Origin of the sequence: Streptomyces sp. NPDC002018, from assembly GCF_042890865.1 — a bacterium.
Classification (GTDB): Bacteria; Actinomycetota; Actinomycetes; order Streptomycetales; family Streptomycetaceae; genus Streptomyces.
In genome coordinates this window covers 13,563-26,755 of sequence record NZ_JBIASO010000015.1, presented here as the reverse complement: position 1 = coordinate 26,755, position 13,193 = coordinate 13,563, and the positions used below count along the sequence as shown (strand labels likewise).

The window sequence follows — 13,193 nt, the reverse complement described above, 5'->3', positions numbered from 1 at the left end:
GTATGACGACATGGAGCCATTGGAGTGATGGGTCGCGGTGAAGGTGTCCGACACACAGCCGAAGCGCCTGGCGCTCGGGGCGAGTTGGATCACCTATCTCGCACTGCACCAGAGTCGTGACGGCAAGCCCGGCCGGAAGCTGGGGGACGGCAGCGCCAAGTGCGCCGTGGTGGCGGTCACCCTGCGGGGGGCCCTGAGCGCCATGATCGACCGGTTCGGGCGGGGGCCGTACACCGGGGACTCCGCCGTGGTCGGCGGCACCGGTGACTACGCAGGCGCCGACGGCGAGGCGCGGATCACCATGGACTCAGAACGCCCGCCCGCTCAGGCGCCGCCCGGCTCAAGGGCCCGCCCGCTCAGGCGCCGCCCGGCTCAAGCGCCCGCCCGCTCAGGCGCCGGGACGCCAGCCCAGGGCCGGACCCAGCACGGTGGCGATGTCCGTGAGGATCTGGACGTAGTCCTCGTGGTCGAAGCTGAAGGGCAGAGCGAACGCGACCTCGTCGATCTCCCGGAAGGCCGCGTGCGCGTAGAGCTGTTCGGCGATCCGCGCGGAGGGCCCGACGAGATCGGGAGCGAACATCATGCGCGCGGGTCCCTGCGGGGTGGCGGTACGCGGCGTCCGCTTGCGGGCGTACTCCTCGTACTTCGCGCGCTGCTCCGGCGAGGCGCTGTCGGTCGGGATGACGACCAGCCCCTGCGAGACGCGGGCGCGGCCGCCGTCGGGGTGGTGGGCGCGGAACGTCCGCACGTGCGAGAGCTGGATCTCGGCGAAGTCCTCGGACTCCTCCGCCTTCACGACGCTGCTGGTGAGGAAGTTCATCCCGTGCTCACCGGCCCACTGGGCCGACCGCAGGCTCGCCCCGCCGTACCACAGACGGCGGCCCAGGCCGGCGGCATGGGGCTGGACGCGGTCGGAGAAGACCTCGAAGCCCTCGGTTCCGCTGAAGTCGGTGGCGGGCACGCCGCGCACGAAGTCCAGCAGCCGCCGCACCCGTTCGTAGCTGAAGTCCTCGGCGTCGGCGGTGTCGGGGTAGAGCGCGTGCCCGACCTTGTCGTAGTGCATCGGCGGACCGACGCTGACCCCCGGATTCAGCCGGCCCCCGGACAGGAGGTCGACCGTCGCCAGATCCTCGGCCAGCCGCAGCGGATTCTCCCAGCCCAGGGGGATGACGGCGGTGCCCAGCTCGATACGGCGGGTGCGCTGCGAGGCGGCGGCCAGCACGGCGACGGGGGAGGAGATGCCGTACTGGAGATGACGGTGCCGCACCCACGCGCTGTCGAACCCCAGCCGCTCACCCAGCTCGATGATCTCCAGCGTCGACTCGTGCCCCCGCCGGGGATCGGCCCCGTCGAACAACCCGATCGTCAAGAACCCCAGCTTTCGCAACGGCTCCGAGGTCTGCGGCACAGTGCTCCTCCATCGTCCACGCGATGCTCTCCCGAGCGGTCAGCACAAGAACCCCATGCCGACCTGCGGCTATTCCGCCCCTCGGTGACAAGACCCGGCACCTGCCCCGAGCGTACGGATCAACGGCGCCCCAGGAGCGTGTGCGGCATGCGTGTGCGGCGTGCGGGCGCAACGGCCGAAGGCGCCGTCCGAAAATGCCCTCGGCCCCGGATGGTGAGCACATGTCAGACTCTGTTCGCACAAGCATGGAGTAAACGAGCGTTCAGCGAACGTCTGTGCGTGTACGGGGGGTTGGGGTCATGGCTGTCACGGTGCCGGAGTGGGCGGACGTTCTGCTGGATCTGATCGGGGTGTCCTGGCCGAACGTCGACGAGGACGCCTACCGGGAGATGGCGGACGCGCTGCGTGAGTTCGCGGAGGATCTGGAGGATGACGGACAGCTCGCGAACAATCATGTGCAGCGTCTTGTCTCGTCCGGTCACGGGGAGGCTCTCGACGCTCTGAACGGGCACTGGGGGAAGGTCAAGGACCAGCACATCAAGGACATCGCGTCGGCGGCGCGGACCATCGGCGGTGGGCTGGACGCGGCGGCCACGGCGGTCGAGGTGATGAAGGGCGCCGCGGTCGTCCAGCTCGGCTATCTGGCGGCCGAGGCGGGCATCGCGCTGTCGCTGATCCCGGTGACCGGGGGGCTGTCGGCGTTGTTCGGGGCGGCCGCGATCCGGGCGACGCAGGAGGTCGTGCGGCGGCTGATCAAGGAGGGCGCGGAGGAGGCGGTGGGTTACCTCGTCTCCGCGATGACGGAGCCGGCGGTGGCCGCCCTGGAGAATCTCGCCGCCGACCTGGTCGTTCAACTCGGCGCGACCGCCATGGGAGTGCAGAGCGGTGTGGACCTCGATCAGGCCCGGCGGGCGGGCGCGGACGGCTTCGCGGAGGGTGTGCAGGGCTCGAAGGACGCCATGCACCTCGCGTCGGCCGGCGGTGGCGCCGGTGGAGCGGGCGGGGCGGGAAGGGGTGGCGGCGGGTCCGGCCCGGGTTTCCATATCGAGCACGCCGAGCACGACTTCGCGTCGACGCAGCTCAGCGGTGTCAGCGTGAGTATGCGCGGCAGGACCGCGGGCAAGCTGTCGAAGGCCAGGACGGCGCATGGCCGTACGCGCGGCCGCGACAGCATCGCGGAGGTCATCGATCCGGTGGCGGACAAGGCCATGGACGCGCTGGAGAAGGCCGTCAGGACGATGGGTGATCATGTCGGCGAGACGCTGCCCAAGGCCGTCAAGCAGATATCCACCGACCACAGGAACAACGACGACGACATCCGCGCCCGCCTCGCGAGGGAACGTGCCAGGGACGCCGACGGCGGCGGTCTCCGATCGGGGCTCCCGTACGGGAGGCGCCCCGAGCAGGACACCCGGACGAGGCCGAACTCCGTTCAGGACGCGAGGGCCGACGCCCGCCGCAACAGCGTCCCCCTCGACAGCACCGTCTGCAAGAACGACCCGGTCGACGTGGCCACCGGGGAGATGCTGCTGCCGCAGACCGATCTGTCCCTGCCCGGGGTGCTCCCGCTCGTGCTGCGCCGCACCCATGCGTCCGAGTACCGCTACGGCCACTGGTTCGGCCGCAGTTGGGCCTCGACCCTCGACGAGCGCATCGAACTCGACCCGGCCGGAGGCGGCGCGGTCTGGGCCCGCGAGGACGGCTCGCTCCTCGTCTACCCCCGGCTGCCGCTGCCGGACGGCGAAACGGTCCTGCCCCTGGAGGGCGACCGTCTGCCGCTTGTCCACGGTGGCCAGGACGGGGACGAGACCACGTATCGCGTGCTCGATCCCCGCGCCGGCACGACGCGTTCGTTCACCGGCAGTCCGTACCGCTCCTCTCCCGCCTTCTGGCTCAGCGAGCTGAGCGACCGCAACGACAACCGTGTGGGATTCGCCCGCCGTCCCGACGGCGCGCCGACGACGGTGACGCACACCGGCGGGTACACGGTCCAGCTCACCGCCGACGCGTCCCGGGTCACCTCGCTCGTCCTGCGCTCGGCCGACGGCCCGGTCACCGTGCTCACCTACGGCTACGACGACGTCGGCGACCTCACGGAGCTGTCCGGCGCCGCCGGGCCGCCGATGCGCTTCACCTATGACGGGGACGGCCGTATCACCTCATGGACCGACCGGAATCTGTCGACGTTCCGGTACGTCTACGATTCCGACGGCCGTGTCGTACGGACCATCGGCCCCGACGGCTGTCTCTCCTCCACCTTCGCGTACGGCGTGCACCCGGAGACCGGACAGCACATCACCCGCTACACCGATTCCCTGGACGCCACCACCGTTCTCCAGCTCAACGACCACCTCCAGGTCGTGGCCGAGACGGACCCCCTGGGCAACACCACCTTCCACACCTGGGACGCCTACGACCGGCCGCTCACCCGTACCGACCCGCTCGGCCACACCACGGAGCTGACCTGGGACGAGGCGGGGAACCTCACCGCCGTCCGGTTCCCGGACGGCGCCGTCGCCACCGCCCGTTACAACGCGCTGGCTCTGCCGGTCGAGATCACGGACGCGGACGGCGCCGTATGGCGGCAGAGCTTCGACGAACTGGGCAACTGCACCAGCACGAGGTCCCCCGACGGGGCGGTCACCCGTTTCACCCACGACCGGACCGGAGCGGTCGCGAGCATCACGGACGCGCTGGGTTCCGTCACCCGCGTCCGTGGCGACCGGGCCGGCTTGCCCCTGGAGATCACCGGGGCCCGGTCCGCCGGCACCCGGGTGGAGCGCGACCATCAGGGCCGCCCCACGCTCATCCAGGACGCCGCGGGCGGTGCCGAGCGTTTCGAGTGGGACGTCGACGACCGGCTGCTGGCCCGGACCGCCCCCGACGGCACCCGGGAGTCCTGGACCTGGGACGGCGAGGGGAACTGCCTCGCCCACACCGACCCCATCGGCGGGGTGACGACGACCGAGTACGGACCCTTCGACAAGCCGGTCGCGCGCACCGCCGCCGACGGGGCCCGTCACGAGATGCGCTACGACACCGAACTCCGTCTCGTCCAGGTGATCAACCCCCTCGGGCAGACCTGGGACTACACCTACGACCGCGCGGGCCGGCTCACCACCGAGGCCGACTTCGACGGCCGGGAGAACCACTACGCGTACGACCCCGCCGGTCGCCTGGCCTCCCGTACGAACGCGCTCGGCCGGACCGTCACCTACTCCTGGGACGCCATGGACCGGCTGGCCGCCCAGAGCGCGGACGGGGCCGTCACCCGCTACAGCTACACCCCCGGCGGCCAACTCCTCGGGGCGGTCTCCGCCACCTCCACGCTCGCCATGGAACGGGACGCGCTCGGCCGGCTGGTGGCGGAGACCGTCGACGGCCGCACGAGCCGGTACACGTACGACCTTCTCGGCCGCCGTGTCTCCCGCACCACGCCCACCGGCGCGGTCAGCAGGCTGGCGTACAGCAGGGAGGGCGACCGGGTGTCCGTGACCACCGACGGCCACGCGCTCTCCTTCACCCACGACATCCTCGGGCGCGAACTGTCCCGGTCCTGGGGCACGGCCGGCGCCCCGGTGGCCCTCGCGACGGTCCGGGACAGCCTCGGCCGCCCCGTCACCCAGTCGCTGACCGCCGACGGCCTCGCCGTGCGGGCCCGGGAGTACGGCTACCGGGCCGACCACCACCCCGTCACGATGGCGGACCTGACGGCCGGCACCCGCCACGAGAAGCACATATCCCTGGACCCGGTCGGCCGCCCCCTGGCCGTCACGGCCCCCGACTGGGCGGAGAGCTACGCGTACGACGCGGCGGGCAACCAGCTCCTCGCTGAGTGGCCCGAGGAGAGCGGTCGGGCCGAGGCCTGCGGGGCCCGCGCCTACGACGGGGGGCAGCTCGTCTCGGCCGGTTCGGTCCACTACGCGTACGACGCCGCGGGCCGGGTCTCCCAGCGCCGCCGCACACGGCTGTCGCGGAAACCGGACGCCTGGACCTACACGTACGACGCCGAGGACCGCCTGGAGACCTGCACCACGCCGGACGGCACGGTGTGGCGCTACTCCTACGACCCGTTGGGACGCCGGACGGCCAAGTACCGCCTGGCGGCGGACGGCCGGCAGGTCGTCGAGGCGGTCCTCTTCACCTGGGACGGCACGCGGCTGGTGGAACAGTCCGACTCCGCGACCGGCACGGTTCTCACCTGGGAGTACGAAGGGCATCGCCCGCTGTCCCAGTACGAACGCAGACACCTGGGCTCCGACGAGGCCGACTCCCGGTTCTTCGCCATCGTCACGGACCTGGTCGGAACGCCCACCGAGCTCGTGTCCGAGACGGGCGACACGGCCTGGAGCGCCCGGTCCGGCTGCTGGGGCACCACTGCCTGGCGCGCCGGAGCCACCGCCTACACACCGCTGCGGTTCCCGGGCCAGTACGCGGACCCGGAGACCGGGCTGCACCACAACTTCTTCCGCCACTACGACCCCGCGACAGCGCGCTACACGAGTCCTGACCCCCTGGGGCTGGCCCCCGCCCCCAACCCCTGGACCTATGTGCCCAACCCGTGGGCCTGGACCGACCCGCTCGGTCTGGCTCCCAAGGCCTGCAAGCTGGACGCCTACACCTGGGACGGCAGTATCCGCTACGGGCGGCTCGACCACCTCGGGCGCCCCACCGGTGTCTACGCCCAGTTGCGCCCCGAGATGCTGCGCACCGGGACGCCGGCCGGCAAGCTGTGGCCACCGGGATGGCGAGGCGACGGCGACGCCTTCAACGAAGCGCGCGGGCACCTGCTCGCGGACCGGCTGGGCGGAGCGGGCAAGGGACGCAACGCCCACCACAACCTCGTGACGCAGACCAACAATCCCACCAACTCCCCACGGCAGCGGGACGAGGTCGAGCAGAAGATCTTCGACGCGGTGGACGCCGGCGAGATCGTGCAGTACGTCATCAAGCCCGTCTACGAGGGCACGAACCCGATTCCCATCAGGCTCGAATACACCGCCTTCGGCAATCGCGACTTCACTCTCACCCATAGCCTGGAGAATCCCGCGGCCGGTGTGAGAACCGGACGCCCCGTGTAGCATCCGCGTCGCATCAGCAAGTGGAGGATGAGCATGACGCGCACCACGCCCGAGCGGCCGGTCGATATCGAAGCTCTGTTTCCGGAGCTCTCCGGATATCGCCGGACGGGCACCCGTCTGCACCCCCGAAAAGGCTTTGCCGAGCCCCACGAGAGCTCGGTGGCCGGGCCGTTCCTGTGGCCCGCGGATGAGCCGTGGCCCGTGTGCCGCGCCGTCCACGAGAAGGGCCGAGGGCATCTGCTGAGCGACGTACGGCTACGGCGCCGGACCCTGGACGAGGCATGGCGGCGGGATCCGCGGCGGGGCCCCTCGGACGAGGAGCGCGAGATCCTCGACGGCCTGCGGGAAGCCGGTCTGCACGCACCGGAATTGCGGGACACCGACCCCATCCCGCTGCTCGCAGCCGTCCAGTTGTTCACCCGGGATGTTCCGGATCTGACCGGCCCGAGCGGATACGACCTGCTTCAGGTCCTGTGGTGTCCGTTCGAGGCGCACGGACCGGACCGGACGATGGACGTGGTACTGAAATGGCGGCGTTCGGAGGATGTGAGGGAAATCCTCACGGACATTCCGGAGCCGGTGGTGGTGGGCCGGGCGGAATGTGTGCCGGAACCGTGTGTTCTCGATCCGGAACAGGTGGTCGAGCACGAGGACATCGAGTTGCTGAGCGAGGAGTTGCGGCAGGAGATCGAGGCGTGGGAGGAGGAACTGCTCGACGCGGCGGAGGATGAGGCGGAGGAGGAGGCGGAGGACGAGACGGAGTACGCGGCAGGTGAGGAGTACGAACTCTCGTATCAGGGCGACCTGTCCATCCCGCCCGGCTGGAAGGTCGGCGGCTTCGCCTCCTGGGGCCTCACCGGCCCCGCCCGGGTCGACTGCTCCTGCGGCTCCCCCATGCGTCCTCTGCTGACCGTCAGCGACCGCGAATGGGACGGCGGCTCATTGAGCTGGGTGCCGCTGGAGGACCGGGAGACCATGGGAGCCAGGAGGGCGAACGATCCGACCGGCGTGTACGTCGGGCGCGGCCTGATGCGCGTCTTCACCTGCCCGGTGGACCCCTCACACCCCCACCGTCTCAACTTCCAGTGACCACACGCGCCGCACAGTCCCCGTTGTCTCCCGGGCTGTCTCCCGGGTTGTCTCCCGGCAGGAGTGGGGGAAGCCCCGTTCGTCGGATCAGCACCCGAAACATGCCCTCCGGGCGCTAAGGTGCGGTTTGTGTTGACGCCTGTGGTCAGCGTCACACAAGCGACTGGGGGGTCACATGCACGAGATGGTCAAGGGCGCCAATATCGGATTGGCGGCACTGAGTGAGGACTCGGCCTCGGTGGTCGTGAGTCTGTCGTGGAGCAGCGCGGCGGGGGACGGGGACGCGGACGTCTCCGTGCTGCTGCTGGACGCGGAGGGGAAGGTGCGCAGCGATGCGGACTTCTTCTTCTACAACAATCCGGCCGCCGCCGACGGAAGCGTGCACCTCCTCGGCAAGACGCCGACCGACAACGGCAGCGAGGACCGGATCAGCCTCGACCTGACCGCGATCCCGCCGGCCGTGGAGCGGATAGTGATCGCGGCCAGCAGGTACGGAGGCGCTCGGTTCGGCGACCTGGACGATCTGCGCGTGGCGATCGCCGACCGGGGCGGTGAGCGACTGCTCGGGTTCGCCATCGGCGACGCGGGGCCGGAGACGGCGTTCCTCTTCGGTGAGCTCTACCGCCGGGCGGGGGAGTGGAAGTTCCGCGCGATCGGGCAGGGTTACGAATCCGGGCTGGCGGGCCTGGCGACGGACTTCGGTATCGATGTCGACGACGACAGCTCCGAGGAGGCGGAAGCGGCGGCGGAGCCCGTGGCGGCGGCGGTGGAAGCTCCGGCCGCCGAGCCGCCGGTTACGGTGCCCGCGCAGGCGGCGCTGCCGGAAGCCACCGCCACCGCGGCTCCCACGCGGCGCCCGCGTACGGCGAAGAAGAAGGTGATCCTGCCGAGAACCGCCAAGAAGTCCCTCGCCGAGAACGAGGCATGGCGGCAAGCGAGACTCTTCCCCGCCCCGTCACTCAAGAGCGACCGTGAGCGCGAGATGAGGGCCACATCCGTGCTGCTGTCGGTGATGGCTCAGGTGCCGGAGTTCGGACGCAGGCTCACCGCCGCGTTCGGCGCTCCGGCCGGCCGGATGGAGACGTTCACCGAGGTCTCGCTGCCCCACGGGGACACGCCCAAGCGACCGGACGCGGTGATCCGCGTCGAGCGGGCCGGCAAGTTGTGGACCGCTCTCGTGGAGACGAAGACCAACGGCAACCAGCTCAAGGACGATCAGGTCCAGGCCTATATGGACATCGCCGCGCGGCGCGGTTACGAGGCGGTGATCACACTGTCCAACGACGTGGCGCTGGAAGGCCGTTCCCTCGTCGAGGTCAAGACCGACGGACGGCGCAAGCACAAGGTCGCCCTGTGGCACCTGTCCTGGGCCGAGGTGACACACCAGGCGCAGATGCTGATCCGCCACGAGGGGGTCGGCAACGCCGCCCACGCCTGGTTGCTGCATGAACTCCTGCACTACCTCCAGCACGAGAACTCCGGCTGCCACGGTTTCCAGAACATGGGCCCCGCCTGGGTGCCCGTACGCAACGGCATCGACAACGAGACCCTCTGCCAGGGCGACCGCCGTGCCGTCGAGGTCGTCGAGAGCTGGGAGCGCCTCATCCGCCAGGTCTGCCTCCGCCTGGGCGGTGAACTCGGCCTGAAGGTCCTGCCCGTACAGCGCACCCGCCGCGGAGCCGACGCCCACGCACGCAGAGCCGTCCTCGCCGACAGGCTCTGCGACGACGGCCGCCTCCATGCCGAACTCCGTGTCGACGGCACACCCGGCATCCTGGCCATCGCGGCCGATCTGCGTACCGGCAGGCTCCGCACCTCCGTCGAGATTCCCGCGCCCGAGCAGGGCTACCCGCTCACCTGGGTCAAACGACTCGTCCGGCAACTCGCCGAGGCGCCCGCGGACCTTCACATCGAGACCCTCGGCGAGGGTCCGGGCAGCGGCCCGCGCGGCACCCTGGAACGTCTGCGTCCCGAACCCGCCGATCTCCTTCCCAAGGACGACACCCCCATCACCGGCTTCCGCCTGTCCCTCTTCAAGGGCATGGGCAGCACCCGCGGCAACACGGAATCCGGATTCATCCGCAGCGTGGACGACGCCGTCGATCACTTCTACTCCCGCGTCGTCACCCAGCTCGAACGCTCCCCGGCGCCACGCCGCCCGGCCGTTGCCGCCCAGGCGGGTTAGCGGGCTGACGGACGGGATAGCGGGATAGCGGGTTGGCGGGCTGACGGACGGTGTGCGACGGAGGGCCCGGTGCTTCCCGCGCCGGGCCCCTCCCGCACGGGCCGAGTCGGTGGCCTCCGCCCCCGGCTTCGCGCTCGCTACGATCGTCGGCGTGTGCGCAAACATCATGGTCGCCGAAGACGACGTGAAGCAGGCCGAACTGGTGCGCCGCTATCTGGAGCACGAGGGGCACACGGTCACGGTCGTCGAGGACGGCCGTGCCGCTCTTGAGGAGGTCCGGCACAGGGAGCCCGACCTGCTCGTCCTCGATGTGATGATGCCCCGGGCGGACGGCCTCGACGTGGTGCGGATCCTGCGGGCCGAGCGCCGGGAGGTGCCGGTGCTGATGCTGACGGCCCGCAGTACCGAGGACGATCTGCTGCTCGGCCTGGATCTCGGCGCCGACGACTATATGACCAAGCCGTTCAGCCCTCGTGAGCTGATGGCCCGGGTCCGTACGCTGCTGCGCCGCAACCGGCGTTCCGGCGGCCCTGGCCCTGCCTCCGGCCCCGCGCCCGGTCCCGCGCCCGCCGCCGTCGAGGACGAGGTGCTGTCGGTGGGCACTCTCAGGGTCGATCCGGCCCGGCACGAGGTGTCGGTCGGGGGGACACCGGTCGTGTGCACGCCCGGGGAGTTCCGTATCCTCGCCGCGATGGCGACGGAGCCCGACCGGGTCTTCACCAGACAGCGGCTCCTGGAGGAGCTGCACGGCTTCGACAAGTACATCGGCGACCGCACCGTCGACGTACACATCATGCATCTGCGCAAGAAGATCGAGCGCGCCCCGCGGCGGCCGGCCCGGCTGCTCACCGTCTTCGGCGTCGGCTACAAACTGACGGACCCCGCGAAGAACACACGCCATGCGCCGTCCTGACAGGCAGCGGGTGCGGCTCCCGCTCCGCAAGAGCCTGCTCGGCCGGCTGCTGACCGTATCGGTGCTGGTGGCCTCGTGTTCCGTCGCCGCCACCGCCTGGCTCGCGGTGCAGACGACCTCCGGCGCGATCCGTCAGCAGCAGGGGCAGAACCTCAGTTCCGATGCCAAGATCTACAACACGCTGCTGGGTTACGCGGCCACCCACCCCGGCTGGGAGGGCGTCGGCGACACCGTACGGGAACTGGCCCGGCAGTCCCAGCGCCGGATCGCGCTGACCACCGAGGACCGGCGGCTGCTGTTCGACTCCTCACGGGACTCGGCCGGCGGCTCTTCCGGGGCCTCGGGCGCCTTCTCCCGTGGCTCTTCGAACGGTTCCTCCTCCCGCGGCTCCTCGGTCGGCTCTTCCTCCGGTTCCGCCTCCGGTTCGGGCTCCGGTTCCGCCTCCGGGACCTCGTCCGCCGCCCCGCTGCCGGCGCAGGCCTCGGCGGTCGTCGATCCGCTGTCCGTGGACACCGTGCTGGTGCCCGACGCCACCCTCGCGGGCGCGGACCGTGTCGATCCGCGCGCTGTGGGGCCGTTCCTGCTGCCCGCGAAGGAACGTGCCGCCCTGCGTCAGGCCACTGCCGAGAGCGTGGCGTGCCTCAACGAGGTGGGCATCGCCGCGGACGTCGTCGAGAGCCCGAGCGGCCGGCCCCGTATCCACTTCGTGAGCAACGGCACCGACGGCTCCCTGGAACTGAGGTGCCTGGCACACGAGTCGGGCACATCGGGCGTTCCCACCGCGACCGAGAAGAAGGCCCTCCACGCACTCAACCAACTGGCCGACGCCTGTCTGAAGCGCCAGGGACGCACGGGTGTGAAGCTGAATCTGGATCTGTCCTGGGACCGGGGATACGGGCAGGACGCGGCGGACACCGGCCTGCCGGTCGCACGCCCCGCGTCCGAGGCCGGCATCAGCAAGGAGGAGGCCGCCGAGCGCCAGGCCGAGCGCCAGGCCGCCGAGCGCCAGGCCGTCGAACGGCAGGCGGCCGAGCGCCAGGTGGCCGGGAGACGAGCGGAACTGGCACGAGCGGCTGCGGAGAAAGCGGCCGCGGCCGCCCGGCTCGGCGTCGGCGCACCCGGCGGCCGTGTGCCCGGAGCCCGTGACAGCGGGTACGACCGGGCCATCGCCTCCTGCGTCGGCAGCGCCCGCCGCGAACAGCTCACGGCCTATGTCGCCGCGCCCGCCCTGCTGTTCATCGAGGATCCCGGCGCCGTCAGCGTGCCCGGGTTCGATCTCTCACCGGCGAACACCGCGCGCATCGTCGGGGTCACGGCCCTGGTCCTCGCCCTCACCGTCGGAGCCTCGGTGATCGCCGGAGCCCGGCTCGTACGCCCGTTGCACGCGCTCACCGGCGCGGCGCAGCGGATGCGGGACGGCCTGGACTCGGCGCCCGTACCGGTCGGCCCGGACAACGAGATCGGACGGCTGGCGGCGGCCTTCAACGACATGGCCGTACACCGGGCCCGGCTGGAGGAGCAGCGCAAGGTGATGGTCAGCGATGTCGCGCACGAGCTGCGTACCCCGCTGAGCAATATCCGTGGCTGGCTGGAGGCGGCACAGGACGGTCTGGCCGAGCCGGATCCGGCGTTCGTCTCCTCGCTCCTGGAGGAAGCGGTGCAGCTCCAGCACATCATCAACGATCTCCAGGACCTGGGGGCGGCCGACGTGGGAGCGTTGCGCCTGCACCTGGAGCCGGTGTACGTCGACGACCTCCTCGGCCAGGTCGCCGCGGCACACCAGGGCCTGGCCGAGACCGCGGGCGTCACACTGGCGGTCTCCGCGCCGCCGCCCGCCGGCCTTCGACCGCCGCCCGGCGCCCTTCGGCCGACACTGCACGCCGACCCGGTCCGGCTGCGCCAGGCCGTCAGCAACCTGGTCTCCAACGCGGTACGTCACACTCCGCCCGGTGGCAGGGTGACGCTGCGCTCATACGTTGCCGATTCCGGGGACGCGCTGACCGGGGACGGGACCGCCGGGGACGGGTCAGCCAGGGCCAGGGCGGCCGGGGACCGGGCGGCCGGGGACGAGGTGGTGGTCCTGGAGGTGGCCGACACCGGCAGCGGTATCCCGGCGGACGACATCCCCCACGTGTTCGACCGCTTCTGGCGGGCGGAGAAGTCCCGCAACCGGAGCACCGGCGGCAGCGGCCTCGGCCTGGCGATCGTTCTGAAACTGGCCGAGGCCCACGGAGGTACGGCGAGTGTGGTCAGCACCGAGGGGCAGGGCTCGGTCTTCACCCTGCGGCTGCCCGCCGCGCCCGGCGGCGGTACGGAGCGGGCGGCGACGGACAGCGTCGAGGCGACGACGGTGACGGTGACGAAGGCGCCCGGAACGATCTGAGCGCCCGGGAACGACCTGAGCCACCCGGGCCGACCGAGGCCGTCGAAGCGACCACTGCCCGGCCCTGGAAGCGACCACTGCTTGGCCCTGATGCGATGACCATGACGTCCTGACAGCTTCTTCATAAGCGGTCG

6 protein-coding genes are annotated in these 13,193 nt (G+C 71.1%); 5 read left to right on the top strand and 1 reads right to left on the bottom strand.

From position 1 onward, the window contains the following. Positions 1–388: 388 nt before the first annotated feature. Positions 389–1,408 carry an LLM class flavin-dependent oxidoreductase gene (locus ACFYYH_RS23955; RefSeq protein ID WP_388554561.1) on the bottom strand — a complete coding sequence of 340 codons (1,020 nt, stop codon included), beginning with the start codon at positions 1,406–1,408 and terminating at the stop codon, positions 389–391. Positions 1,409–1,707: 299 nt separating this feature from the next. On the opposite strand from ACFYYH_RS23955, the gene ACFYYH_RS23950 reads away from it, so the two are divergent. The 5 genes from ACFYYH_RS23950 to ACFYYH_RS23930 all read left to right on the top strand — a co-directional run bounded on the left by ACFYYH_RS23950 (position 1,708) and on the right by ACFYYH_RS23930 (position 13,059). Next, complete coding sequence (locus ACFYYH_RS23950) at positions 1,708–6,489, top strand: DUF6531 domain-containing protein (RefSeq protein WP_388554559.1); 4,782 nt, start codon at positions 1,708–1,710, stop codon at positions 6,487–6,489. A 33-nt stretch (positions 6,490–6,522) separates the two neighbouring features. Next, positions 6,523–7,578, top strand: coding sequence for a hypothetical protein (locus tag ACFYYH_RS23945; RefSeq protein WP_388554557.1), 1,056 nt, complete (start codon positions 6,523–6,525; stop codon positions 7,576–7,578). A 175-nt stretch (positions 7,579–7,753) separates the two neighbouring features. Further along, positions 7,754–9,763 carry a TerD family protein gene (locus tag ACFYYH_RS23940; protein WP_388554554.1) on the top strand — a complete coding sequence of 670 codons (2,010 nt, stop codon included), beginning with the start codon at positions 7,754–7,756 and terminating at the stop codon, positions 9,761–9,763. A 166-nt stretch (positions 9,764–9,929) separates the two neighbouring features. Beyond that, positions 9,930–10,676, top strand: coding sequence for a response regulator transcription factor (locus ACFYYH_RS23935; protein WP_388554865.1), 747 nt, complete (start codon positions 9,930–9,932; stop codon positions 10,674–10,676). Continuing rightward, on the top strand, positions 10,663–13,059 hold the full coding sequence (locus tag ACFYYH_RS23930; protein WP_388554552.1) for an ATP-binding protein: 2,397 nt from the start codon (positions 10,663–10,665) through the stop codon (positions 13,057–13,059). The genes ACFYYH_RS23935 and ACFYYH_RS23930 overlap by 14 nt, the downstream gene beginning before the upstream one ends. Positions 13,060–13,193 lie beyond the last annotated feature (134 nt).